This window comes from Shimia litoralis, from assembly GCF_005518135.1.
GTDB classification, from domain to species: Bacteria; Pseudomonadota; Alphaproteobacteria; order Rhodobacterales; family Rhodobacteraceae; genus Shimia_E; species Shimia_E litoralis.
On record NZ_SULI01000005.1, the window covers coordinates 65,806 to 92,147 of the forward strand.

The window sequence follows — 26,342 nt, forward strand, 5'->3', positions numbered from 1 at the left end:
ATGCGAGAACGTAGCGTGAACGATGTTGGCGCGTCTACCCCCGCAACCGTTCGGTTGGAGGGTTGGTTTCTTGGTGGCTAAGTAAGCCCAACAAGTGTGGGTTTTCGCCGTTGCCAAGCGGCAACCCCTTTCGGGGTAGGTGGAAGCTGTACCGAATTGGGAGGGGCGGATTTTGCCAGCCCCTTTTAGAGAAGCGACAAGCGCGTGTTGCGGTGTTCAACTGCCTAAGAGGAAACGGGCAAAAACAACCGGGGTCGGTAAGGCCGGTAAAGGTCGGCTGCCTGTAAGTGTCTGTATATTCTATAGTTTCCCGACTTAACCGACCTTACCGACTTAAAAGGAGGTATAGGGAACGCTTCCTAAAGCTTGTCCCTTCTGGGTTCACCGCGTCGGCTCGGGCGAAATCGATCTAAGGTCGGTAAGTCGGTTAAGTCGGTAAAACGATTTATATTCAACAGCCTATCGTTACCGACCCCAGAGCCGGGGTCGGTTGCAGGTCGGTAAAGGTCGGTTCAGAATGGCCCGCCCCCAGCCCAGTCCTTCGCGTCATCCCATTCCTGCGTCGGCAGTTCAGGGCGCGCGTTCCACGCTGCGCGGGCCTCACCCAAGGTCTGCAAGACGTATCCCGAGGGCCGCCCCTTCCGGCTCTTCTCAGCTTCGATCTTTTTCAACGCATCCGAAACGGCATTGGCGGTCACTGCGCCGCGTGTCTGTCGCTGAATGGCATCTCTGAACTCATTGGTCGCAATGAATGGGCGGGCTTCAGTGCCTCGGGGATCACTGCCAGCTTCAAAAGGAAGCGAACCCTCTCGCAGCATGTCCAGAACCGCCGCCTTCACCGGATCAAGGCCACGTGCCCTTTGGTCTTCCAGTGCGGCAGTATCGGGCCGGTCGTCCCTTGGGTGCCAGTCGCCCAAGTCCATCGCAAGCAGGTCGTATAGCATCGCGGACAAACCCGCGCCGTCGATCTCGGCATACAAGGGCTTGAAGTACGCCTTCTCCTGCCTGTGTGCGTCCGACACGTCGAAGACCGCATAGCGCCGCTCATACGGACCGGCGGGCACAATCCACTCGCTGTTGCTTGAGATTACGACGTGCAGCATGTTGGGCCACGACACTGCATCCTTTCCCTTCCCTTCAATGGTCAAGGTTGGCTCGGTCAGGAATGTCTTGATCTTGGCCTCAGCCTTGCGGTCGCCGTCCCAGATAACCTCATCAGCGAACAGGAGGCAGCAGTCCCGAAAGTGCAGGTTGAACCGCCCGGTGATCAATTCGCTGCCGCCCGTGTGCAAGCCGTGTTGCCCAAATATCTGCGCCATCGCTCGGCCAAAGACACCCTTGCCCGTTCCGGGTTCGCCTCGGAAGACAAGGGCAACCTCGGCAGGTTCATCAGGGTTCTGGACGGTCCATGCCATCCATCTCTCAATATACGCGGCAAGCTTAGCGTCACCGCCTGCGAGGACGTCGTGGATATGTACCTTCATCAGATGCCAATCGCCGGGTTCGGGTTTAACCGCAAATCCCTGCCAAAGGTTCAGTTTGCGCTTTGCGCCTTCTCCAACGACTTCACCCGCTTGGGGCTGAAATGTCAGGGAGTGAAATTGGAGGCGCAGAGGATTTTCAAGCCACCACTTGCCCAATGGCATAAAGCGCTCATTTCCTTCTCTGTCCTGCCCGACCACTACCCTCTGGTTTAGGTATCGGTTGCGAACGTCTTCAAAGCTTTGAAGCGATGGCACAAGACGAGTTATGCCCCTTTTACCAGTCGGCATCTCGACAAACTCCAAGACCCTGCACTTGCCGTCTTGGTTGCTCAAAACGGCGTGAAGGTCATTCAGCTTGCGTAGCTTTGGGTCAATCGCCTGCTCGTGCGCGCGCCGTATCTGGCGGGCGACGTACTGCTGGGGACGGGGCTGGTCGTGGACGTGAGCGCTGATCGCATGATCGCGATCCATCACGCAGGCAGCAATCACATCGTCGGGCACATCGGCCCGCACCATTTCGCACAACACTGCGAACAAGACCTCAGACCGGGAAGGGTACTTTGTTGGATCATCCGGGTCGTCGCCATTAACGATGAGCATCTTGGTGCGAGACGACACGGAGGGCGGAAGGTCGTCCAGCGCGATCTGCGGCAGGTCGGCAGGCAGGTCGACTTTGTTCGAGGATACTTTCTGAATCTTGACCTTTTGAGCTGGCTTGAAGGCTGAAAGGGGATAGACGCGTGCCCGGTCGAACTCAACGACCGATGCCAGTGCAGCCGTGCGGCCTTTCTCGCGCTTCTTCTTGCTGGGCACGTTGACGGTTCCCGGCAATCGCATGATGCGGTCGATGTTGTGGCAGGCATCCCCTTGTAGCATCGTTTCGATGTTCAAGTTGTAGGCTTCCAACTCCGCCGCCTTCGCCTCATCACCACTGGTCTCATGTTCCTTGTCCAACATCCAGAAACCTTGATAACCACCGCCGCTGTCGATGATGACAGTTGGCTTAGGCTCGAACTCCCGTAGAAGCTTCAGCGCCCGAACGCGTTCGCTTTCAAGCTTTTCGCCCGGGCGTGGGTCCACATCAACGTGTAGCCACTGCATTCCCCGCATATCGGTCTTCTTGGGCTTTGACAGGACTGGGCGGATTACCGGGTTCACCGTGAAGTACAAATTTTGTTTGCCCTGCCGATCTTCAATCCAATCCTGCATTCCGGCCTGTTGACCGGCTTCAAACGTCGTCGTGGTAATCTTCCCGCCATCTGGCGCGATTGCCGTCAACACCCAAGGGCCATCCTCTGCCCAAGCCTGCAAGAACTGGACCGCTTCTGATGTGCGCCCTATTGGCGACAAGTCTTTTTGGTCCGCCTCTGACACAACGTCGGGTATAGTATCGGGGATGATGTTCGAGTGACTTTTGTCATGCACTCCTGCGCCCCCGGTTTCCGTTCCAAAGCCGGGGGTGTTCTCGTTCTCCATGTTCATGCCTGCCTCCCCGCCATCATCCATGCGTCAAGGTCTTTGCGGTGATAGCGGACAATGCGCCCACCGACCTTGTGGGACACTGGCCCCTTGCGGCGGTATCGTAGGTCTTCAAGGCCCCTTGCAGTAAGTCCGCAGTAAGAGGCGGCTTGGTCAGGCGTCAGCCATTCGGGTTCCACCAGCTCATCACGCACACGCGCGACGACAAGTTGGACAATTTCATCTAGGTTCGGTGTCATTCCGGCGATCTCCAAAGAGATCGGGGCGGCGCAGATGTCAGCGACACCCCGAGGTTTCGGGGGTCGCCATCGAAAAGAGACGCTGCGGTGCTCGCCGTGTCCGTTTGTCCTGCACCCGACGCTGTGGTCAGTGCTCAGACGCAGGGTGGCCCGCGTACTCTTCCCTGCAACGGCGGTGCATCACCTTACCTGCGCGCCGTTGGCGGGTTAATCTCGATACGTTACCGGTCGCAAACGCCCCGGTAAAGCCCGCAATCGGGGCGAAAGATGCGAATAACAAATTATTTTAGGTAGTTATCCCCGCTTGATGGCTGCCATCAGGTAACGGCTCATGGCTTCTTGCTGCGCACGGAGGTAGTCCTCTGCCACCTTGTTTCGGGTCATGTACCCGTCATTCACGTCGCCGTCGGCATGGTTCATCAAGATCATGACGTCTGTCTTCGTCAACCCTGCCTCGGGGGAGAGTGTCTTGTAAGTCTGCCGGAGGTCGCCGCCCCATTTGGGCAAGGCTTCCCGGTCTTCCCTGTACTCAACGATGTGCCCGGCGGACAGTGGCCCGGCCTTCCTGCGCGAGCGCCCAAGATCACCGGGGAATACCCATTCAGTGGCATTCACGGCATGGACCTTTCGACCGGCGCGCCGCGCCCGCGCAAGGCAGGCAAGCATCGGCCGAGAAAGCGGCATGTCGAAGGCTCTCTTTGTGCCCCCCTTTGGGCGGGGGATGTGTAGAACACGGCGGCCCATGTCGAGGTGTTCCCAACGGGCCACGGTCAATGCGCTTGGGCGAGAACCTGATAGGAGGCAGAACAGGTGGAACTCTTGGCGCACTGGGTTTGGCAGTGACCGCAACTTGCCGAACCATCCGGCCAGTTCACCAGCACTCATGGCAGTGTCGCGGCGCGCGCTCGGGTTTAGGTCAACTGAGTCCACCGGGTTGTAGTGCGGTAGGTTCGGGTCAAGGCGGCGCTTGTGGGCATAGTTGTATGTGCGCCGCAAGAACACCATAGCCCCGTTCGCGGCGGATGGGCCGCTGGCCTCGCTCAGTGCACGGTGCCGCGCCCGAACTTCATGTGCATTGTCGGACAGCTTTGCCAAAGACGTGTCTTTCCACTCTGCCAGAAGCTGAGAGCCATACTCGTATGAATCGACGGTGCGTTGGCTGCGGCGACCGGCAGCGACCTCACGCAGTAGGTTTGCCCTCAATTCGTCCCATGCCTCGCCCAAAGTGAGCGCCGTTCCAACCTTGCGGGAACCTTCTGAAGCAATCTCAACCTTGGCGGCGCGGGCCAGCCGACGGGCCTCAGCCACTCCAACCTGCGGCCATTTTCCCACTGCGCGCTTGCGTGTCTGCCTCTTTCCGAGCGGCGTCGTCACGTCGATCTGCACGGTGAAGGTCTTGGCCTTGCGTCCAACAACAACAAAGAAGCCTGGCTCCTCCGTGTCGCGAAGGATGTACTGGCCAGTTTCGGCTGGGGGCAGCTTGTCCAGGACATCTTTGGTCAGCTTGGCAGGCTCCATATTCATGCTTTGTTCTCCAATTTTTCTGCCTAAGACGGAATTAAGACGGTTCCTCGGCGCTAATGGTAAGAGGGTAGTGGCTCGGCGTAGCCCTGTAACGTTCGTGTAAGTTGTTTGTTTACAGTTGGTTGCGAGTATTTCCCGTAGCTTACCGAGCGGTGCGTGGAGCGTCTAGTCTTATTTGTAATCAGTAGGTCCGCGGTTCGAGTCCGTGTGGGGGCACCATTTACCACATCAAGTATTTGTTCTTATGCGTATAAATGTCCAATTTGGACCGCAGTGAAAAATCGCGTGGTCCGCAGCTCCAACCGAACACCGAAATAACTTGAATTGTTTCGACTGCCATCGCGCGGCGTTCAGCGCCTTTGGTGTAAATAGCAGACGTGCTGGGTTGGGTGTGCGATAGCACCGACATGATTTGATGTTCGCGGCAGCCTTCTTCTGTCAGAAGTTCGGCCAATGCTTTGCGAACGCCATGTTTTGATCTGCCCACAAAGCCAGCCTCATCGCATCTTTTGTGCAGCCAGTTCCGATAGCTGTCCGCATTTTTGAAGGATTGTGAGCGGCCCCATTTGAGTGGTTCAGTTTGAATGTAGGGCGTGATTGACCTTTGATCCATCGGTACGAAGGCTTCGGGGGCTTTGGGCGATAGCCCAGAGCACTGCGAGGGCGTTTGCTGTTGTAGTGGTTCTTCCATTTTTCGATGTTGAGTCGGGAGACCCAGAGCGAGTGGAAGATTTCGCTGTTCAGCAAGTCGTCGCCCAATCTCCCGTCGAAGCTTTCACAGTGCCCGTTCATCCAAGGTGATCCAGACTCTACGTAAGCCGTCTTGGTTCTCAAGGCTTTGATCCATTCACTTAAGGATTCCGCAACAAATTCGGGACCATTGTCTGGTCGAATACTTGCAGGTGCACCGCGAACGATAACAGGTGGGGCGAGTGTCGACGACCTCAGTCGAGTTCAGTTTTTGCTTTACCCAGATAGCCAGACATTCCCCACTGTGTTCATCCAAGATGGTGAGCGTGCGAATGGCTCTGCCATCGTCTGTCCTGTGATGTACGAAATCGTGCGGCCAGACGCGGTTGTGATATTCAGGGCGCAGCCGGACGCATGATCCGTCGTTCAGCCAGAGCCGCCGTTTCTTCGGTTGTTTCACTGGTGCTTTAAGCCCATCACATCGCCACAGACGTTCGACACGAATGTCATTCACCCGCTGCCCGGCAGGCGCATGCGCAGCATGCTTCCGAGAAGGGCCCCGCCTGTGTCTCTCAGCAAGGCAGCAACCCGACGGTAGCCGTATCGACCTTACTGGCGTGTCAACTCAATCATGGCCGCGACTAAGGTTCTTCCTCAGCAGGTCTCGTCGGCAATCGACGTTGTGCGGGTCTCTGCTGGCCCAGAACGCGACAAACACGATGCTCAGGAACCTTGAACGGACTGCGCACAAAGGCCAATTCAGGCAGGGCGACGCAAAGGGCTTAGAATCCGATCGGCACATTGTTGCGCAATCTCCTGTCGATCAACGGTAATAGGCTTGTTTAGTCACACTGAACATCTATGCGAGGCATACCTCGCCCCATCAAAACTTCAACAGGTTGTAACTTTACGATAATTTCACCTTGCTTGGGTCTCTTACTGGCTATTTGTGTCCTCCGCTTTCCCACCTGTAAGCGCAAACCTCTTCTTTGGGGGGCTCAGGCCTAATTCCAATTTCGTATTAGAGTTTGGCCGCTGTGGGCCCGTTGGGGATGACTTCATATCCCGGTTCTTCTGGTTCATCATCCTGCAATTCAGGCGGAAATCCCGGGGCGCGAATATCAAGCCCCGTCGCATCTTCCAAGCGTTTGATAATATTGGGAGAGAAACACCGTTCACCGTATTTTGCGATCCCGTCATCAAAGATTTTGCACAGCATTGGCGAGATTTCCAGAGGCACATTGTTGCGCTCGGCCACCTCTTGAAACAAGCCAACGTCCTTTTTGACCAAGTCCATCGTAAAGGAAATATCGCGACTGCCATTCAGAATAACTTGGCTTTCGGTCTCGTGCACAAACGATGTGCCGGAAGACATTTTTAGGGCCTCATAGGTGGTGTTTAGGTCCATGCCTGCGGCCTTGGCTGTCACGAGCGCCTCACAGCAGGTGACAAGATTGGCCGTCGCCAGATAGTTGGTGACGACTTTTAGAACTGAGGCACTGCCAAGTTCGCCGGTGTGCAGAATACGTCGCCCCATGGTTTTCAGAAGCGGGGCGATACGATCGAACGTAGCGCGATCGCAGCCAGCGAAAATTGAGATATTCCCGGTGGCTGCTCGGTGGCAACCGCCAGATACAGGGCAGTCCACGGCCGCCCCGCCTGCATCGATCACCTGTGCCCCCAGACGGCGCACCTCGGCTTCGTCGGTTGTGGACATTTCCATCCAGATTTTACCTGTTGTCACTTCGGGTAACATGTCTTGCATGACGGCATCGGACGCAGCGGGCGAGGGCAGGCAGGTAATCACCGCATCACATGTGCGCATAAGCTCGGCTGGGCTGCCCACTGTCTGCGCGCCTTGTGCCACAAATTCAGCCACCAGATCAGGATTTAGATCAAGAACAGTCAGGTTAATGCCATTGCGCAATAGTGATCCCGAGAGTTTGCCTCCGACGTTCCCAAGACCAATAAATCCGACTTTCATATGCTGTTCCTTTTGTTCGGGGTCATGCAGTCAGGCCAATTGGGTCTGAGCGCAGTTTGAGTAAAGGCGTTCGACAAAGCTTAGTAAAATGAATAATAATTCATAAAATGGGTAATAATTTTTGGTGATAGAATGGCAAAACTGCCCAATCTGGTCTGGTTACGCTCGTTCGAGGCAGCAGCACGGCACATGAGTTTTACAGCGGCTGCGGCTGAACTGGGGGTCACCCAAACAGCGCTCAGCCTGCACGTGCGCTCGCTCGAAGCGGCCTTGGGCTGCAAATTGTTTACCCGCGCAGCACGTCATCTGACGTTGACAGATCTTGGTCAGGCCTATGCGTTTTCAGTGCGTCGTGCGCTCGGGGATATTGGGTTGTCCACCGCAAGCCTGTTTGGTCCTTCAAGTGCTCAAGTTCTGACCGTGCGCGTGCCAATCTCTACTGCGGCATTATGGCTGGCGCATCGCTTACCCAAATTCACTGCGGCGCATCCGGACATTTCCCTCAAGCTTGTGTCAAATATATGGGCGAGTTCTGCGGATCAGGACGACGTCGATGTGGATGTTCGATTGGGACATGGGGAATGGGCGCAACTGGCCAGCCGGAAAATTTCCCAAGAACGCGTTGTGCCGATTGCATCGTCGTCTGCGGCGTCCCGGAATTTGCCTGTGACAGAGTGGGCGCATGGGCCCGTTGTACAGATTTTGGGGTACCAAGATCTTTGGCACCAGTACCTGAATTCGCACGATACGGCCGCCAACAATACGCCTCCGTACACCGTGGATACGACAATCGCGGCAATTGATATCGTCGCTGCAGGAGGAGGGTGTGCCATGATCTTGGAGCGCTTTGCCCATACTGCTATTCAGACGGGCAAACCCATTTCCATTTTGGGGGCGCCAATGGCCATCAACCAAAGCCATTATCTGGTGGGGCGCGAAACCTCGGGTATGAACGACACCGCGCGCCAGTTGTTTGAAGCATGGTTAGAGGCCGAGTTTCGCGCCGACTAGACGCAGGGCGACCCGCGTCTTAGGTGCATATGCGATATCTCGAGTGAGGCAGAAAATGCACTGTCTAGGGGTGCGTGCACACCAAGGTCCTCGTGTCGTTGGCGATCACCAGTTCCTCGTTTGTCGGGATAACCAAGGCTTTGACCGCACTGGTATTAGTTGAGATAACTGTTTGATTTTCTGCGTTGGCATCACTGTCACAATGCACGCCAAGCCACTGTGATCCTGCAATAATATCCGATCTTATGCGCGCTGCATTTTCTCCCATGCCGCCGGTGAAGACAATGGCATCGACCCCTTGCAGGGCCGCAGCCATCCGCCCGATTTGGGCGCAAGCACGATATACAAAAAGCGCGATGGCCTCTTTGGCCTCGATCCGGTCGCTGGCCAGCAAATCGCGCATATCATCGCTTTGACCAGACACGCCCAACAAGCCGGATTTGGTCGATAGCAATGTCTCGACCTCGGCCGCGCTCATGCCTTTTTCACGGATCAGATGAAAGATGACGCCGGGGTCAATTTCACCACATCGTTTGCCCATCATCAAACCATCAAGGGCGGTAAATCCCATGCTTGTGGCGATGCTTTTGCGGTTCTGCATAGCACAGACACTCGCCCCATGTCCCAGATGCAAAACAATCACGCGGCCCTCGGCTGCGTCGCCAAGGACATCCGGAAGCTGGCTGGCGATATAGGCATAGCTCAGACCGTGGAACCCGTATCTGAGAACGCCCTCTTGGGTCAGTGCGCGTGGAATGGCAAAACTTTGGGCGACGGTGGGTTGGGTGCGATGGAATGCCGTATCAAAACAGGCGATCTGGGGGATATCAGGCCAGATGTCCTCCAGGGCACGCACGCCAGCCAAATTATGAGGCTGATGTCCCGGAGCAAGCGGCGACAGCGCGTCGAGCCGCTGCATGTGTTCGGGCGTCAAGCGCAGGCTGTCTGAATACTCGGGGCCACCATGGACCACGCGGTGACCACCTGCCACAATTTCCACATCCGCAAATCGTGTCTGGAGCTGGGCTGCCAACCATTCCAGCACCTCTGCATGCGTGGCGTCTGGGGCCATTGGCAAGGTTTCGCTGCGGTTTTCGCTATGATGCTCGGGCCCCAAACCAATACGATCAATAAGACCCTTTGCAAGACAGTCCCCAGAAGGGCGCGCCTCGTAGATCGCGTATTTTATGGATGAACTACCGGCATTTATGACAAGAACTGCGGCGGTCATAGGACACCTTTTTGTACGCGATGATGTACCAAAAGCTGCGCCAACGCCGCCGATATGACCCGCGAGAGCACGCCATCAGCGCGACTTGTTAACATCACTGGCACCCGCGCGCCCAGAACCACGCCTGCGCATTCTGCCCCTGCAAGATAGATCAATTGTTTGGCAATCATGTTGCCTGCTTCCAAATCTGGGGCGATCAAGATGTCCGGATCACCAGCCACCTCTGATATGATGCCCTTGGCTTCGGCGGCGTCTTTTGAGACGGCATTGTCAAATGCCAAGGGACCATCCAGAAGACCGCCAGTGATTTGTCCCCGATCCGCCATCTTGCACAGGGCACCGGCTTCGACGGTTGACGGGATTTTTGGGTAAATCGTTTCGAGAGCGGACAAAATGGCGACTTTGGGTGTGTCGACGCCAAGGGCATGACCCAACTCGATGGCATTCTGGATGATGTCGGCTTTGGTCATCAGGTCGGGGAAAATGTTGATGGCCGCATCCGAAATCAGCAATGGTTTGGAATACCGTGGCACATCGAGCACGAAAACATGGCTCATACGGCGCTCTGTCCGCAATCCACGCTCTTTGTGCACGACTTCGCTCATCACCTCATCGGTATGCAGGGCGCCTTTCATGAGGGCTTGAACCTTGCCCTCGCGGACCAATGCGACCGCTTTTTCAGCTGACGCATGGCTGTGTTCTGTCGGGACAATCTCGATCCCAGATAGGTCCAATCCTGCCGCGATGGCCTCTTCTTGGATGCGGGCTTGAGGGCCAACAAGCACGGGGATGATCAGGCCTTCGTCACGTGCGGCCAGCGCCCCTTGAAGCGAGGCATCGTCACATGGATGCACCACGGCCGTTTTAATCGGGTCCAAGGCGCGCGTCGCGGCAAGCATATCGTCAAAAGACTGGCGCGTGACTGCCTTTGAAGATGGAGAAACAATAGATTTGATCAACGGTATATTCCTTGGTGGTCCGATCGGGCGTCTGACGTGTATGTAGACTGAATTCTACCAGATAAACATCACCTCGATATGACAGATACAGCAAATTCGCCCATGTCGGATCGTGACCAAAGGTCAATCGGGTGCAATCCATTGCTTGCGGTACGGGGCTGGTTCAATGCAAGCTGTGACGGAGACAACAGGCAAGTCCATGACATCCTCAGAAGATCAACCGCGCCCCAAACATTTGGAACCGTCGCAAATCTCGGCCATCGCAGAGGCCCATTTTGGCCAACGGGTGATCAAGATCACGGCCCCGGGTGGGCGCAATCGTGATTCTGTGCGGGTGCATTTCCAAGATCGGACGGTCATTGCCTCGTACCGGCACCGCGACACGCGTCGGAACAGAGAAGTCGCGGTCTTTCAGGCTTTGAATACCTTGAATGCGCCGGTGCCACAGTTTCTGGGTCAGCATGACGGCGTGCTTTTCCAGTCAGACGCGGGGGCAGGGCGCCTGAGTTCTGAAATGTCGCGACAGGACGCTGCTGGCCAACGCCGGTTGGCGCGCGCCGCATTTGACAGCCTTTGGCAGATCAAACAGGCGGCACGGCAGACAGGGTTGGTGCAAGACATGCCAAGTGTGGCAAGCACGGCCAAATGGGCCGCGCGGTTTGGTACTGGCCCGCGTGCATTGTCGATCACGTTGGATATGACGCCGCCCTTGGTGGACTGGGCTAAATTGTCAAAGGCCGCGTCATCCGTGCCACGTCATTTTGTAAAGTGGGATTCCCGCTCTGGAAATGCCGCCGTCCAAGCGGATGGCAGCGTGATCTGGTTTGATTGGGAACATGCCGGACGTCGACATGGCGTCGAAGATTTCGCCTTTTTGATCGGGGATGAATTTTGGCCTTTGGATGCCGTCACGAGCCTTGAGGTCTTTGCAGAGTCCTGTCCAGGAGATGCGGCGGCTTTGGTGCCCTATTTGCGGCGGTTTTCAACGCTACAGATCGTAGAGCGGTTGCGCCTGATCAAAGCAGAAGTCGATCGACGTGGCTGGACCGAGTATGCGCGCGCGCAACGCTATGACCGGATGGGGGGCACCCCACAGCAGGTGGTGAGGTTGGCCGAACATGGGCAACAGCTGTCTGAATTGGACGAGATGCTGCACCCGTTAGGTGACTGGTTTTCGATGGTCGCAGCAAAAATGACGTCTGCTGCGACCAAGGCGGATTAAGGCGCGTTATAGATAAACAACTGTTCGCCATTCAGCCGATATTCATTGATCAAACTTTTGGCACGCGCGCTAAGCAACCACGTCTCAAGCTTGGCTGTCAGATCGGATTTTACATGCGGGTGTGTGGCCGGATTGACCGGAATATAGGCGTATTGATTAAACAAAACCGGATCGCCTGCGAACAACAGCACCAGATCACCCTTGTTGCCAAACTTGAGCCAGCTCGCGCGGTCGCTCATAATATAGGCATTCATGGCGCTGGCTGTATTGAGCGATGCGCCCATCCCTGCGCCTGCCGCCTGATACCATGTGGTCGCAAAATCGTCCGGGATCAGACCTGCACCGAACCAAAGGGACAATTCCTTTTTGTGGGTGCCGCTGTCATCGCCGCGGCTCACAAAGGGGGCGCGTGTTGATTGGATCGACGCCAAAGCCTCGGCTGCGCTCTGGGTTTGGGCAATATGTGCAGGATCATCCGCAGGGCCAATCAGCACAAAATCGTTATACATGAATGGGGTACGATGCGTTCCGTATCCTTCAGATACAAATTTTTCTTCGGCAGATTTGGCATGTACCAATATGGCGTCTACATCTCCGGCGCGGCCCAACCGCAGGGCTTGGCCCGTGCCAACCACGACCAGATGCACATCCAAGTCAAGATCGGCCTTGATTTCGGGAAGCAACACATCGGCCAAGCCGGAATTATGAAACGACGTGGTGACAGCCATCTTGATGTCGTCGGCCAGCGTAGCGCTTGCAACACATAGGGACAGTGCAGAGGCAAGCAATAGACGTGGGATCATTCGAGAATATCTCCTCTCAAAAAGGCCTGAGCCTCGGGGGTTTGGGGGGCTTTGAAAAATGCTTCGGCGGTGCTGTGTTCGTGCACGTTACCGCGATAGATAAACAGGACATCATCGGCCAGCCGCTTGGCTTGGCCCATGTCGTGCGTGGCCATCACCATGCGGGTGTTCGCAGTCCGGGCGGACTTGAGAATGCCTTCAATTTCGCGCGTGGCGCTGCCGTCCAGACTTGCACATGGTTCGTCTAGAAACAAAATATCAGGATTGCGGATCAAGGCTCGTGCAAGGGCCATTTTTTGCCGCTCACCGCCTGACAGGGTGCGAGCAGGCCGTGCGGCGTGGTCGGCCAACCCTACGCGGTCTGCCCAGTCCAATGCTTGGGCATGCGCGTCTTTGCGAGAGACCCCGTGCACCAGCAAGGGATAGGCGATACAATCCACCACACTGCGGCGCATCAAAATAGGGGTCTGAAATACGAATCCCTGCCTGTTTTGGGCATCCTTCATCGGCACATTCCAGTCCACACGCCCTTTGGCGGCCCGATCAAGACCATGCATCAGCCGTAGCAGGGTGGATTTGCCAGCCCCGTTGGGACCGATGACAACGGTAGTCCCAATAGGCCCAATTTCCAGATCAACCGGGCCCACAAGGGTGACGCCAGATTTGCGCACAGTGGCCTCTGAAAGCGTCAATGGGAACAAAGCGGTCTCTACCATCGTCCGCTCCTTTCAGTTTGCGACAGGCTGTGCACGGTTGCGTTGATCAGGATGGCCAAGGCGATCAATACAAACCCCAGAGCCAGCGCGAGAGAGAAATTTCCTTTGGATGTTTCAAGCGCAATCGCTGTGGTCAGAACACGCGTCACATGGTCGATATTGCCGCCAACAATCAAAATAGCGCCAACTTCGCCAATGGCGCGACCAAAGCCTGCCAAAGACGCGGTCAATAGCGCGCGTCGCCCATCCCAAAGCAAGGTGCAGATGCGTTGCCGGTGGGATGTGGATACGGAAATGAGCAGATCATGATATTCGGCCCAAAGCTCGCGAATGGCTTGGTGTGCGATGGACGCGATCAGTGGTGTGATGATGATGGTCTGGGCAATCACCATGGCGCTGGGGGTGAACAAGAGGTTCAGAACCCCAAGCGGACCAGAGCGCGACAGGAACAGATAGACAATGAGCCCAACAACCACCGGCGGCAGACCCATCAGGGCATTCATCAAGGCGATGACAAACCGACGAAACCGAAAGCGATTTACGGCCAGCCAAGCCCCCAACGGCAACCCGATGACCGAGGACACGACCACAGCACCCACGGTCACTTGAAGCGAACGCAGCACGATCTCTATGAGATCAGGGTCAAAAGTGATGATCAGCCAGCCAGCAGATATCAGGCCTTGGAGAATGTCATTCATTGCGGGGTCTCAAACGTCGAAGAGTTGCCGAACCCTATGACGTGGCCATCACGTGCGCCTGTCCGCATTGCGGCAATTGAGATGTCATTTCCGCACTTTGGCGATTATGTGCCGGAAAACCCGCCATAGGCGCTTTGAGTGAAAATCAACGGCGCGCCCGCGTTGAGCCGCACGGTTTGAACGCGTCCCACAACAATCACATGGTCACCGCCATCGTGAATCGCGTCTGTGCGGCATTCAAAAGATGTCAAACAGTCTTGAATAACAGGTGTTTGTGTCTCGGTAAGCGTCCAGTCAACCAGATCAAACGCATCGCCACGTTTGGCAAATTCAAGCGCAAGGTCCTTTTGGTCATCACGCAAAACGTGAATGCAAAAATGGCTGGCATGTTCAAATGCTGGGTATCTTTTTGAGTGTTTGGACGGAGACCAAAGCACCAGCGGTGGCGTGAGCGAAATTGACGAGAAACTGTTGGCGGTCATACCAACCGGGCCATCGGGGGTCTGGGCCGTCACAATGGTAACCCCAGTCGCAAAACACCCCAAGGCATCGCGAAATTCGCGGCTGTGGTCTTGGTCCGGTGTAAATGTCTTGCTCATATGCGATCTGTCCCGTTCGGCGCGTCAGGCCAACACGCATTTACGCGATTTTTGCACATGTGCAAGACTGTATTCTTCAAGACCTAGTTCAAATCCTCGAGCAGGCGCCCATGTTTACGCGTCTGCTGGATGACGTCTCCAAAGGTATTAAACCCGCGCGATTGCAGCATGGGGATCATCAAACACAATACTTCGGCAGTGGCCTGAGCGTCGCCAAGTGCGGTATGGCGCAGCTCTTCCGGGATGGTCACCCCAAGACGGTCACACAGTGCATCCAGCGTATGTGTTTCGCTCGCGCCAAACAGCACCGCTGACAACAATACCGTATCAATGATGGGATGATCCCATGCCAAGCCAGATGTTTTTCCGTGACGACGCAAAAATGCCATGTCAAACGGAGCGTTATGCGCCACGATCACCGCATGGTTTGAAAATGCGTGAAACTTCTCTGCTGCCTGATGGATATCTGGCGCATCGGCGACCATTTCGTCACTGACTTTGTGCACCTTGGTCGAGGCGGGCGGAATGGGCATGCCCGGGTTCACCAATTGGTTGATCTGTTCTCTGGGGACGATTTTGCCATTCACAACACGTACCGCGCCGATTTGGACAATTTCGTCTTTGTGAGGCAACAAACCGGTTGTTTCTGTATCAAATACCACAAAATTCAGTTTGCTGACCGGCGTGTCTTCCAAAACGTGTTCGACGTCATGGTCCATCAAGTCAAAGTCATAAATCAACGGACGCGCCGCATCAGGCGAGGCCATCGCATGGGCATCATCAATCAGAATCATATATCCGGGCGCATGCCCCAACGGCTTGAGCCGCGCATCAAATTCAAGGTTTCCGTGAATGCCCTTGGCGGTAAATGGGACATCAATGCCCGACTGAAGCAGGTCGGTGTGGGCCTCAAGCAATCCGGACTCGTCGAAATAGTCAAAGATTGACGCGTTCAGGCGCGGGTGGTGAATTTGGCTCAGGGCTTCGGCGGCTTGGGCATCGTACAGCACGATTTGGTGGGACGGGCTGACCAAAATCATCGCGACGGGGATTTCTGTCAACAGCGCGGTCAGGCGCTCTTTTTCCATCGACAGACGCGCGGTTTCGGACGCAACGGCCTCTGCGGTGTCCAGTGTTGTCTTGGTCAACTGGTGGGATACCGCTTTGGCTGCTGGGGCCAGATCCCCCAAATACCGTGCTTGATGGGTGTCCAGCTCAAGATCTACGCCCGCATGGGCGCGGGTGCGCATGGTCGCGGCCAACCGTTCAATTGGTTTGGCGACGTTTTCATCAAACAGCAACCAAACCCCGATCATCAGGGCAATCAATCCGAAAGACGACATCACAGCCGCAAGAATATATCCGGATGCTGGATCGTCAGCTTGGGCACGGCCATATCCATAATAGAGTGCCCCCGTGGTGATCACCACGCTGCCCAGACCCATCAATACGAAAAACAAAAAGACCCTAAGTCGCAAGCTGAGAGAGTGAAACATCAGGACACCTCGCAGATTGCTGCGAGAAGCCCGTCATCCTTTGGGACACCGACCCAGTTCGCGCCGCTGACGTTCCCACTCTCGTCAAAGCTGATGGCGTCGATCAGCGCTGCGCGTCTGGCGTTTGCGCAATCTGCGAGGACACCAATTTTATTGACGGGTGACCAGCGGCCAAAATAATAGACATCCGCGATGCGTTGATCGGGCAGGGCAGGGTGTGTTTGCAGCGACAAGGTATCCACCGCGACGAACCGCTCAACATAGGGTCGCACATATGTCCAAGGCCGATAGAATGATTGATTTTCAATGGTTTCGGAAATGACCAGACCCTCGGGCAGGGCCGCCTTGGTCCGTGGATACCATCCGTATTCGTTCGAAATCGTGGTGACGATCATGGCCGCACCAGCGGCCACAGGGGTAAACCATTTTGGCAGGCGTCCTCCTACGATCCGATTCAACAACAGAACCATACCCGCCGCAGCAAAGGCGGCCGCGATGGTCGCAACCAATTCCAAAAACATGTTTTCTCCTCCTCAAAAGCCCTCTGGTTTGGGGCTCGTGGGGGCTCAGATACTGGGCCCCCAAATATTATTAGCTCAGCATGCCACGCCCGTGTCCAATTGCGGATTGCAGGGTTTTCACCACCACAAATGCATCCCGAAGGTGGCTGCGTTCAAAGTCCGAAAGGCTGGATGGCCGCAAATAGTTGTCGGGGGCTTGGCCTTGCTTGATCAATTCCGCTTGGTGTTGAAGACGGGTTTCCGCAATCAAATCATAGGCATCCAGCAGGTCCGCAGCGCCAGATCGGCTTAGGACATTGCTCTTTTCAGCGGCTTCAAGGCGGGCGCGGGTGTTGACTTCGCCAAGCTGACCTTGCAGCGCATATATCCGACCCAAGTCAACGATGGGCACCACGCCGTTATGCTTCATATCCAGTTGGTTTTTGTGTTCACCTGACCGGATCGTGGCAAAGCCGCGCAACAACCCCAGTGGCGGGGTGTGCTTAAGCGAATTGCTGATCATATGGGCCACAAAAATGGAATTCTTACTGGCTGCCCCGAGCGTATTTTGATTTAGGTCTTCAAACAGGCTTGCCGTGCCGCCGATCGGTCGCAAATCAAACATGACGCTGGCGAGCATTTGTGCCTCGGGGTCTGGCTTGGCGATCCAGCGTTGGAAATACTGCTTCCAGACAGACAGCGGCTGACACCAGCGCGGATTTGTGGCCATCATGTCGCCGGGGCAATACACATAGCCACAGACATCCAGCCCATCACACACGAATTTGGCCAGATCAGCGAAATAGGCCATGTGGTCCTGAGTGGCCGCGTCATCCAGAATGAGACAATTGTCTTGGTCGCTGACACCGGTTTGTTCTTGCCGGCCTTGGGATCCACACGCCAGCCACAGATAGGGAACAGGTGGCGCGCCGAGCTCTTTTTCGGCCAACGACAACAGGCGCCGCGTTGCCGTATCTGCGATATCAGTGATCAGGCGTGTCACGATTTCGTGGCGGTTTCCCCCTGCAACCAGTTGCACCAGAAGCTTGGGAATACGTGCGGTGACCACGGCCATTTCTTGTGCTGTGTTGGCATGCGCAATTTCTGCAACCAATTCGGCAGAGGATACGGCTTGGAAGCGGGTCAAATCCGTTTGGGTGACAATGCCCACCAATTTGCCAGCTTCAACGATCGGGATATGCCCGATCTTATGTTCCATCATCGCATGCAGCACATCCGAGCCAATGGCCGAGGGCGAGAGCGTCAACGGGTTCGATGTCATGACGTCGCGGACAGGGGTCGTGACGGGGCGTGCCTCTGCCAGAACTTTGCCAGACAAATCGCGGGTTGTCAGAATGCCTTCTAGGGTGTGATCCGATGTCACGCAGACCGAAGAGATTTTCTTGTCGCGCATGATCTGCGCAGCCGTCTGCACGGTATCATCGGCGGCGCATGTCATCGGGGCGCGCGCCATCAAGGTTTCCACACGGCTGGTGGCCAGATCGTTGCCACGGGGGCTTTCGCCGCGTGAACGATCAAAGAATTTGCGCACTGTGTCATGCGCGGCGATCAGCGCCTTAAAGGCGGCGGGGGGCAGGACAAGCAAAATGGAATGTTCGTCAGCGCGCGCGCTGGTCACAGCTTTGCCGTCTCGCAATAGGCCACGTTCGCCAAATGAATTCCGCAGGGCAAGATGGGAAACAACCACATCGTTTGCGTCAGTGATTTCGATCATGCCCTCATAGATGATGAATAATCCACGCAGGGTTTCACCAACCTCGTAAACCGAGAAATCTTTCTCAAGTTCCCAAGCTTCGAATTGTGTCGACAGCGACGTCAGCGTCTCCAGAGACAGCGTATCGTAAGGGTGGACGGACTTGAGGAACCGTATGATTTTATCTTGAGAAAGCGGCATGGGACTCTACCCGAATTAGAACAAAAAAGTCCCGTTCGATATGCACCGAACGGGACCAGATTTAAAGATGGCGGGCAGTCGCAGGGATGCATCTGCCCGACCAAAACACCTTAGTGATCCTGAGCTTCACCAGCACCTTTAGGAACACGTACGCTTTCCACCAAGTCTTTGATGTGCTGCGGTGTTGGTTTGGTCATGCCTGTCACGATGTAAGCAACCGCAAAGTTGATCATCGCGCCAATCGCACCGAACGATGTCGATTTGATTGTGCCCAACAACGGATCAGCATCTGTGAAGCTGTTGGTGCCTGGAACAAAGAACCAGCCTTTGTGCAGGAAGATATAGACCAACGTCACACCCAGACCAGCCAACATACCGGCAACAGCGCCTGTGTTGTTGATCTTGGTGCTGAAGATACCCATCATCAGAGCCGGGAAGATCGACGCAGCAGCCAAACCAAAGGCAAGAGCCACGGTTTGCGCAGCGAAGCCCGGAGGGTTAAGCCCCAGATAGGTTGCAACAGCGATGGCCACAGCCATAGCGATACGTGCCGACAAAAGTTCGCCTTTTTCCGAAATATTCGGGTTCAAGGAACCTTTGATAAGGTCGTGAGACACAGCAGACGAGATCGCCAACAGCAAACCAGCAGCCGTTGACAGAGCAGCCGCAAGACCACCCGCAGCCACAAGACCGATCACCCAGCTAGGCAGGTTCGCAATCTCGGGGTTGGCCAGAACCAAGATGTCACGGTTGAACTTGGTCAGCTCGTTACCGGTCCAGCCTTTTTCAGCGGCCATTGCTTGCATGTCAGCATTCTTGTCGTTGTAATACTGAATTTTGCCGTCGCCGTTCTTGTCTTCCCAGTCAAGCAGACCGGTTTTTTGCCAAGTGGCCATCCAGTCGTAACGCTTTTCTTCTTCGATCTGTTGCGTTGTCACAGCACCACCTTCGATGCCGCCATTTGGCCACATCATGTCAGAGATGTTGAGACGCGCCATCGCACCAACAGCAGGAGCCGTCAGATACAGCAGAGCGATGAACACAAGTGCCCAACCAGCAGACCAACGAGCATCAGCAACGCGTGGCACTGTGAAGAAGCGCATGATCACGTGTGGCAGACCCGCAGTACCGATCATCAGCGACAAGGTGAACAGAACCATGTTCAACGTATCGGCGTGATGTGTTGTGTACTCGTTAAAGCCCAACTCGGTGACAATCGCGTCCAGTTTCGCCAAAAGAGGCTCGCCAGAAGCAACGTGATCGCCAAACAGACCCAACGCAGGGATCGGGTTGCCTGTCAGTTGCAGCGAGATGAAGATGGCCGGAATGGTGTAGGCCATGATCAGCACAACGTACTGAGCAACCTGTGTATATGTTACACCTTTCATGCCGCCGAACACCGCATATGCAAATACCACACATGCACCGATCAACAGACCGGTTGTGTTGGATACTTCCAAGAAGCGACCAAAGGCAACGCCAACACCCGTCATCTGACCGATCACATATGTGGTCGAAGCCACGATCAAGCAGACAACAGCCACAAGGCGCGCTGTTGGAGAGTAAAAACGGTCGCCAATGAATTCGGACACTGTGAATTTGCCAAACTTACGCAGATAAGGCGCAAGCAACAGAGCCAAAAGCACATAACCGCCGGTCCAGCCCATCAAGAAAGACGAGTTGTCATAGCCGGTAAAGGCGATAAGGCCAGCCATCGAGATGAACGATGCCGCTGACATCCAGTCAGCCGCAGTCGCCATACCGTTGGTGACAGGGTGAACGCCGCGACCCGCAGCGTAAAATTCTGATGTGGAACCCGCACGGGCCCAAATCGCGATACCGATGTAAAGCGCAAAAGATGCGCCAACAAACAGTAGGTTAATCGTAAACTGATCCATCTGTCCCTAGGTCCTTATTCTTCGCTGACGCCGTGTTCGGCATCCAGCTTGTTCATCCGCCAGGCGTAGAAGAAAATCAGCGCCAGAAAGACCAGAATTGAACCTTGTTGGGCGAACCAGAAGCCCAGATCGGTTCCGCCAACGGCGATGCCGCTGAGCATTGGACGCAGCAAAATGCCGAACCCGAAAGATACCAGCGCCCAAATTACGAGGCTGATCAAGATAATCCGCACATTGGCAGACCAGTATGCATTGTTGGATGAGTCGTCGGCCATATTGGCTCCTCCCTCTTTTCCGTTTCCTCTATAAACCCGCGGCCTAAAACACAGACCGTGGGCTTACCCTTCCCCCTTACGCGGTTGCCTTTTTGACAATCGCGTTCAGATTTCCTGCAATCGCATCAATATCGCCCATGGCGTCGATCCGTTGCAGAGCGCCCTTGCCGTCGTAATAGGCAATGAGCGGTGCTGTTTGTGCGTGATAGGCCTCAAGGCGGCTTGCCACGGTTTCAGCATTGTCGTCGGCACGGCGTTTCATGTCCGTCCCGCCGCATTTGTCACAGACGCCGTCTTTGGCGGGCTGCTTGAATGTGTCGTGAAAACCTTCGCCACAATTGCCGCAGGTATAGCGGCCCGAAATGCGCGTCACCATGGCGGCGTCTTGCACATCAAGGCTGATGGCGGCGTTGATTTTTTGACCACTTTCGGCCAGCAAATCGTCCAGTGCCTCGGCCTGAACTGTGGTGCGTGGGAACCCGTCAAGGATCACACCTTTGGCACAGTCAGCATCGGCAAGACGATCGCGCAGGATGTTGATGACGATCTCGTCACTGACCAGATCGCCAGCTTCCATGACGGCCTTGGCGGCAAGTCCTGCCTCGGTGCCAGCGGCAACCGCTGCGCGGAGCAAATCGCCTGTGGACAATTGAACCAAGCCAAATGTGTCTTCGAGCATGCGCGCTTGGGTGCCTTTGCCGGCCCCGGGGGGGCCAAGCAAAATAAGAACGGGCGCGGTGTTTTGTGCTGTGTCTAGCATTGTGCGCTTATCCTTTGTTCATGCGGTTTTCGATCAGGTCATCGACCACGCCCGGCTCGGCGAGGGTCGATGTATCGCCCAGCGACCCAAAGTCGTCCTCGGCGATTTTGCGCAGAATGCGGCGCATGATTTTACCCGAACGTGTTTTGGGCAGGCCAGGGGCCCATTGGATCAGATCAGGCGAAGCGATTGGCCCGATTTCGGTGCGAACCCAAGTGCGCAATTCCTTGGTCAACTCGTCTGATGGCTCTACGCCGTTCATCAAAGTGACATAGCAATAGATGCCTTGGCCTTTGATATCATGGGGGTATCCGACCACGGCGGCTTCGGCGACTTTGGCGTGAGCCACAAGCGCGCTTTCGACTTCGGCGGTGCCCATGCGGTGGCCAGAGACGTTGATCACGTCATCAACGCGACCGGTGATCCAGTAATCGCCATCTTCATCGCGCTTACAGCCGTCACCTGCAAAATAATAGCCTTTGTAATCCGAGAAATAGGTTTTCTCGAACCGCTCATGATCGCCCCAAACTGTGCGCATCTGGCTTGGCCAGCTGTCTTTGAGACACAGAACACCTTCGCATGGGTACGTGTGAATTTCCTCGCCAGAGTGTGGATCAAGCACAACGGTCTGTACACCAAAGAACGGCTTCATCGCCGATCCGGGCTTAGTGGCATGTGCGCCGGGCAGGGGTGTCAACAAGTGACCACCGGTTTCGGTTTGCCACCATGTGTCGACGATGGGGCAGCGTCCGCCACCGACAACGTCGTTGTACCAGTTCCATGCTTCGGGGTTGATCGGCTCGCCGACCGTGCCAAGAATACGCAGCGAAGACAGATCACAAGATTCCACAAAGCTGTTGCCTTGGCCCATCAGAGCGCGCAGGGCCGTTGGTGCCGTATAGAATTGGTTCACTTTGTGCTTTTCGCACACCTGCCAGAAACGGCTTGCGTCTGGATAGGTGGGCACGCCTTCAAACATCAAAGTCGTCGCGCCATTTGCCAGCGGACCATACACGATATAGCTGTGTCCGGTGACCCAGCCCACGTCAGCGGTACACCAAAAGATGTCGTCCTCTTTATAATCAAAGACATATTCGTGGGTCATGCTGGCAAATACCAGATACCCGCCCGAGCAATGCACAACGCCCTTTGGCTGGCCGGTAGAGCCGGATGTATACAGAATAAACAGCGGATCTTCGGCGTTCATTTCAGCGGGCGTATGGAATTCGTCGGCTTCCAGCGCCATTTCGTTGTAATCAAAGTCACGACCGTCAACCCAAGTGGTTTGACCACCTGTGCGCTTCACCACCAGACATTTGACTGAGTCTTTGGTGTGCAGCAACGCAGCATCTGCGTTGGATTTCAAAGGTGTCTGGCGACCACCGCGCGGGGCATAGTCTGCGGTAATCAGAACCTTGGCATCCGAGCCGTTGATCCGTGCAGACAGCGCGTCCGGGCTAAAGCCAGCAAAGACGATAGAATGGATAGCACCGATGCGTGCACAGGCCAGCATTGCATAGGCGGCTTCGGGGATCATCGGAAGATAGAGCACGACGCGGTCGCCTTTGCGTACGCCCATATCTTCAAGGATATTGGACATGCGGCAGACACGGCGGTGCAGCTCTTTATAAGTGATGTGCTGTGCGGGTTCTTCGGGGTTGTCTGGCTCGAAAATGATTGCTGTTTTGTCGCCGCGCGTTTTCAAGTGGCGGTCAATACAGTTTGCGGCAACGTTCAATGTACCGTCTTCAAACCATTTGATCGAGACATTGCCCGGTTCAAAGCTTGTGTTTTTGACTTTGGTAAAAGGCTTGATCCAGTCGATCCGCTTGCCATGCTCTCCCCAGAATGCCTCCGGATCCGAAATCGAGGCCTCATACATTGCGTCATAAGTTGCTTCGTTTGCGTGTGCATTGGCAACAAGGTCGCTTGATGGTGGATATGTCGGGTTAGCGGTATTTTCGGATGACATTGAGGCTCCTCCCTCTAGGTACAGTAATGAACTTTGCAGGAACAGACGCCCCACAGAGTATTATCCGGCTCGCTAAGGATCATAGGGCGTGTTGAAAATAATGAAATAACCCACAGAAACGTAACAAAGTTTTTGTAAATATTTTTCCATCTGGTTTGTGTATTTTGTAAATTTTTTTGACTTTGCTGAAAATATCGTTTGAAAGCAATGTGTTGTTTGCAGACGAAGAATGCACAGTTTTTGTGTTAGGCCGCATAATCACATTCCTACCCAATATTGCGTAGGTGTGACAAATTGTTTCGGTATGCGGTTGTATACAGAAAATTCAAACCCATCAGACTTGCACCGACCGATTTGCGACTCGTGCATAAGGTGTCTGCGGTGTGAGGGGGCCAAGATATTACACCGCACCCCAAGAAAATTGAGGTGCGGTGTTTCAGGCGTTTTTAGGGTCGTCGTGGTGCCGATGGGCGCATGGCCTAGCGGGTCGGGACAGGCGTTTCGCCGCGATAGTCGTAAAATCCTTGGCCACATTTGCGGCCAACCCAACCGGCCTCGACATATTTCACCAGCAGCGGGCAGGGGCGGTATTTGGTGTCGGCCAAACCGTCATGCAAAACGTTCATAATCGCCAGGCAGGTATCCAGACCGATAAAGTCCCCCAATTCCAGTGGCCCCATCGGGTGGTGAGCCCCAAGTTTCATCGAGGCATCAATACTGGCCACATTTCCAACACCTTCGTACAAGGCATACACGGCCTCGTTGATCATGGGGATCAGAATGCGGTTTACGATGAAACCGGGGTAATCTTCTGCGCTGGCAGATGTCTTGTTAAGACGCTCGACGACGCCCAGCATGGTTTGATAGGTCGTTTCCGAGGTCGCAATGCCCCGGATCAGCTCTACCAGTTCCATCAGTGGCACCGGGTTCATAAAGTGCACGCCCATAAACCGCTCTGGACGATCCGTTTTTGCGGCAAGGCGTGTGATCGACAAAGATGACGTGTTGGTCGCCAACAGAGTGTGATCTGCCAGAGAAGGGGCGAGTCCCGAAAATATCTGGTCCTTGATGGATTCGCGTTCGGTGGCGGCTTCGATCACCAGATCACAGCCCCCCAATTCACCAAGCTCTGTCGTTGTTGAAATTCTGGACAGGGCCGCTGCACGGTTTGCTTCGCTCATTTGCGATTTGCTCACCTGACGGGCCGTGTTTTTCTCGATGCGCGACATTGCTGATGTCAGGGCATCCTGTGAAATGTCGTTCAGCGACACATCAAATCCGGATGTTGCAAACACATGCGCGATCCCGTTGCCCATCTGTCCGGCACCAATGATGCCCACAGTTTGAATATTCATTCCGCTACCCCGCAAAGCTGTATGCTGTTTTGACCATGGTATAAAACTCGGCGGCATAACGGCCCTGTTCCCGAGACCCATAAGACGAGGCCCGTGTACCACCAAAGGGCACGTGATAGTCAACCCCGGCTGTGGGCAGATTGACCATGACCATTCCGGCTCGGCTTTGTTTCTTGAACGCGCGGGCGAATTTCAGACTGGATGTGCAAATGCCCGACGACAGACCAAACTCGGTATCATTCGCGGTGGCCAAGGCTTCGTCAAAGTCATCGACCTTGATGACGGACGCACAGGGACCAAAGATTTCTTCGCGCGATGACCGCATTGCGTTGGTGGCATTCAAGAACAGGGCAGGGGCTTGGAAGTAGCCTTCGGTGTCGCGCTCCAAACGCTCGCCGCCGATGACCTCTGCGCCGTCTTTTTGGGCAATATCGACATAGCTGAGATTGTTCATCAACTGCTTTTCAGACACCACAGGGCCGATGTGCGTATTGGGGTTCAACGGGTTTCCGATATTAAGCGCCAGCGCCTCTGTTGACAGGCGATCTACAAACGCATCGTGAATACCTGCCTGAACGATGATCCGGCTTGTGGCTGTACATCTTTGCCCTGTCGAGAAAAACGCCGCGTTCAGGACCGTGGGTACTGCAATGTCCAAATCGGCGTCATCCATGATGACCATCGGGTTCTTGCCGCCCATCTCGAGCTGAATCTTTTTCATGCCTTGCGCGGCTTGAACGGCCATATTGCGCCCAACCGGCACCGAGCCGGTAAAGGAAATGGCATCAACATCGGGGTGGGTCACAATGGCGTTCCCCACAACCGACCCTTGACCCATCACAAGGTTAAACACGCCCGCAGGACAGCCCGCCTCGTGAATGATCTCGGCAAGGATATGCGCGGTTGCGGGCGTCAGATCGGCAGGTTTGAACACCACCGTGTTGCCATAGGCCAGCGCAGGGGCGATTTTCCATGCCGGAATGGCAATGGGAAAGTTCCAAGGCGTAATCAGGCCGACAACGCCGACGGGTTCACGCTGAACCTCGACATCGACGTCGGGCCGGACAGAGGCCACCGCGTCGCCTGCAACCCGAATGGCTTCGCCTGCGAAAAAGCGGAAAATTTGCGCGGCGCGTGCCGTTTCGCCAATCGCTTCGGCAAGGGTTTTGCCTTCTTCGCGGGCCAGAACAGTTCCGATTTCTTCTTTGCGTGCAAACAGACGCTGGGCCACAGCCTCGAGCATATCAGCCCGTACCTGCGGTGATGCGCCGGCCCAAGCTGGCAAAGCTGCGCGTGCGGCTTGTGCGGCTTGATCTACATGTGCTTGCGACGCACGTGCATAGACCCCGACAACTTCGGAGATGTCAGCAGGGTTGCGATTTTCAATGGCATCTTCGCCATCCAGCCAATCACCGGCAATCAGGTTCTGTTTCATAACGAACTCTCGAAAAAATCAGGGAATAAGGTGGGGAAAGCAGGGGAGTGCGCTTTCCCCGAGTGAAAATAGCCACTTCGGGGGGGAATTGGCTATT

21 protein-coding genes and 1 pseudogene are annotated in these 26,342 nt (G+C 55.3%); 2 read left to right on the forward strand and 20 right to left on the reverse strand.

The features are described from left to right. Nucleotides 1-512: 512 nt before the first annotated feature. The 5 genes and pseudogenes from FAP39_RS06355 to FAP39_RS06380 all read right to left on the reverse strand — a co-directional run bounded on the left by FAP39_RS06355 (nt 513) and on the right by FAP39_RS06380 (nt 7,400). Nucleotides 513-2,765, reverse strand: coding sequence for a DUF5906 domain-containing protein (locus FAP39_RS06355; RefSeq protein ID WP_138015561.1), 2,253 nt, complete (start codon nt 2,763-2,765; stop codon nt 513-515). Between the two features lie 197 nt (nt 2,766-2,962). Continuing rightward, on the reverse strand, nt 2,963-3,202 hold the full coding sequence (locus FAP39_RS06360) for a helix-turn-helix transcriptional regulator (protein WP_138015562.1): 240 nt from the start codon (nt 3,200-3,202) through the stop codon (nt 2,963-2,965). A 294-nt stretch (nt 3,203-3,496) separates the two neighbouring features. Beyond that, the gene (locus FAP39_RS06365; RefSeq protein ID WP_138015563.1) at nt 3,497-4,726 is read right to left on the reverse strand and encodes a tyrosine-type recombinase/integrase; all 1,230 of its coding nucleotides are present in this window, start codon (nt 4,724-4,726) and stop codon (nt 3,497-3,499) included. Between the two features lie 595 nt (nt 4,727-5,321). Beyond that, nucleotides 5,322-6,363, reverse strand: a pseudogene (locus FAP39_RS06375) (integrase core domain-containing protein); the annotation flags it as partial. A gap of 74 nt (nt 6,364-6,437) precedes the next feature. Further along, nucleotides 6,438-7,400, reverse strand: coding sequence for an NAD(P)-dependent oxidoreductase (locus FAP39_RS06380; RefSeq protein WP_138015564.1), 963 nt, complete (start codon nt 7,398-7,400; stop codon nt 6,438-6,440). Nucleotides 7,401-7,532: 132 nt separating this feature from the next. Here FAP39_RS06380 and FAP39_RS06385 point away from each other — a divergent pair, with 132 nt between their 5' ends. Next, a complete protein-coding gene (locus FAP39_RS06385) occupies nt 7,533-8,411 on the forward strand; it encodes a LysR family transcriptional regulator (protein ID WP_138015565.1) in 879 nt (292 codons plus the stop codon). A 64-nt stretch (nt 8,412-8,475) separates the two neighbouring features. Here the strand turns inward: FAP39_RS06385 and FAP39_RS06390 are convergent, their stop codons facing one another. Both FAP39_RS06390 and FAP39_RS06395 read right to left on the reverse strand, forming a co-directional pair. Continuing rightward, entirely contained in the window at nt 8,476-9,642 is a 1,167-nt protein-coding gene (locus tag FAP39_RS06390; RefSeq protein WP_138015566.1) for an acetate/propionate family kinase, read from the reverse strand. After that, nucleotides 9,639-10,601 (reverse strand): bifunctional enoyl-CoA hydratase/phosphate acetyltransferase, encoded by a 963-nt coding sequence (locus FAP39_RS06395; protein WP_138015567.1) that lies wholly within the window; start codon nt 10,599-10,601, stop codon nt 9,639-9,641. Before FAP39_RS06395 ends, FAP39_RS06390 begins: the two co-directional genes overlap by 4 nt. Nucleotides 10,602-10,800: 199 nt before the next feature. Between FAP39_RS06395 and FAP39_RS06400 the strand changes: the two genes are divergently transcribed. Beyond that, the gene (locus FAP39_RS06400) at nt 10,801-11,823 is read left to right on the forward strand and encodes a phosphotransferase (RefSeq protein WP_138015568.1); all 1,023 of its coding nucleotides are present in this window, start codon (nt 10,801-10,803) and stop codon (nt 11,821-11,823) included. Here the strand turns inward: FAP39_RS06400 and FAP39_RS06405 are convergent. The 13 genes from FAP39_RS06405 to FAP39_RS06465 all read right to left on the reverse strand — a co-directional run bounded on the left by FAP39_RS06405 (nt 11,820) and on the right by FAP39_RS06465 (nt 26,245). After that, the gene (locus tag FAP39_RS06405) at nt 11,820-12,626 is read right to left on the reverse strand and encodes an ABC transporter substrate-binding protein (protein ID WP_138015569.1); all 807 of its coding nucleotides are present in this window, start codon (nt 12,624-12,626) and stop codon (nt 11,820-11,822) included. The two genes, FAP39_RS06400 and FAP39_RS06405, sit on opposite strands and share 4 nt — an antisense overlap. Next, nucleotides 12,623-13,342, reverse strand: a complete 720-nt coding sequence (locus FAP39_RS06410; RefSeq protein ID WP_138015570.1) for an ATP-binding cassette domain-containing protein — start codon at nt 13,340-13,342, stop codon at nt 12,623-12,625. The genes FAP39_RS06405 and FAP39_RS06410 overlap by 4 nt, the downstream gene beginning before the upstream one ends. Then, nucleotides 13,336-14,040: an ABC transporter permease gene (locus FAP39_RS06415; RefSeq protein ID WP_138015571.1), complete on the reverse strand. Its 705-nt coding sequence runs from the start codon at nt 14,038-14,040 to the stop codon at nt 13,336-13,338. The genes FAP39_RS06410 and FAP39_RS06415 overlap by 7 nt, the downstream gene beginning before the upstream one ends. Before the next feature lie 104 nt (nt 14,041-14,144). Beyond that, on the reverse strand, nt 14,145-14,639 hold the full coding sequence (locus FAP39_RS06420) for a flavin reductase family protein (RefSeq protein ID WP_138015572.1): 495 nt from the start codon (nt 14,637-14,639) through the stop codon (nt 14,145-14,147). An 83-nt stretch (nt 14,640-14,722) separates the two neighbouring features. Then, on the reverse strand, nt 14,723-16,135 hold the full coding sequence (locus tag FAP39_RS06425; protein WP_138015573.1) for a 3'-5' exonuclease: 1,413 nt from the start codon (nt 16,133-16,135) through the stop codon (nt 14,723-14,725). Next, on the reverse strand, nt 16,135-16,656 hold the full coding sequence (locus tag FAP39_RS06430; RefSeq protein WP_138015574.1) for a hypothetical protein: 522 nt from the start codon (nt 16,654-16,656) through the stop codon (nt 16,135-16,137). Before FAP39_RS06430 ends, FAP39_RS06425 begins: the two co-directional genes overlap by 1 nt. A 70-nt stretch (nt 16,657-16,726) precedes the next feature. Beyond that, nucleotides 16,727-18,550, reverse strand: a complete 1,824-nt coding sequence (locus FAP39_RS06435; RefSeq protein ID WP_138015575.1) for a DUF294 nucleotidyltransferase-like domain-containing protein — start codon at nt 18,548-18,550, stop codon at nt 16,727-16,729. A 110-nt stretch (nt 18,551-18,660) separates the two neighbouring features. Continuing rightward, complete coding sequence (locus tag FAP39_RS06440) at nt 18,661-20,448, reverse strand: sodium:solute symporter family protein (RefSeq protein ID WP_138015576.1); 1,788 nt, start codon at nt 20,446-20,448, stop codon at nt 18,661-18,663. 14 nt (nt 20,449-20,462) lie between these two features. Further along, entirely contained in the window at nt 20,463-20,723 is a 261-nt protein-coding gene (locus FAP39_RS06445) for a DUF4212 domain-containing protein (RefSeq protein ID WP_138015577.1), read from the reverse strand. A gap of 76 nt (nt 20,724-20,799) precedes the next feature. Continuing rightward, nucleotides 20,800-21,483, reverse strand: a complete 684-nt coding sequence (locus FAP39_RS06450) for an adenylate kinase (RefSeq protein ID WP_138015578.1) — start codon at nt 21,481-21,483, stop codon at nt 20,800-20,802. 7 nt (nt 21,484-21,490) lie between these two features. Further along, nucleotides 21,491-23,455 (reverse strand): acetate--CoA ligase, encoded by a 1,965-nt coding sequence (acs, locus tag FAP39_RS06455; protein WP_138015579.1) that lies wholly within the window; start codon nt 23,453-23,455, stop codon nt 21,491-21,493. 479 nt (nt 23,456-23,934) lie between these two features. Beyond that, nucleotides 23,935-24,810 (reverse strand): 3-hydroxybutyryl-CoA dehydrogenase, encoded by an 876-nt coding sequence (locus tag FAP39_RS06460; RefSeq protein ID WP_138015580.1) that lies wholly within the window; start codon nt 24,808-24,810, stop codon nt 23,935-23,937. Nucleotides 24,811-24,814: 4 nt separating this feature from the next. Next, entirely contained in the window at nt 24,815-26,245 is a 1,431-nt protein-coding gene (locus FAP39_RS06465) for an aldehyde dehydrogenase family protein (protein WP_138015581.1), read from the reverse strand. Nucleotides 26,246-26,342: the final 97 nt, after the last annotated feature.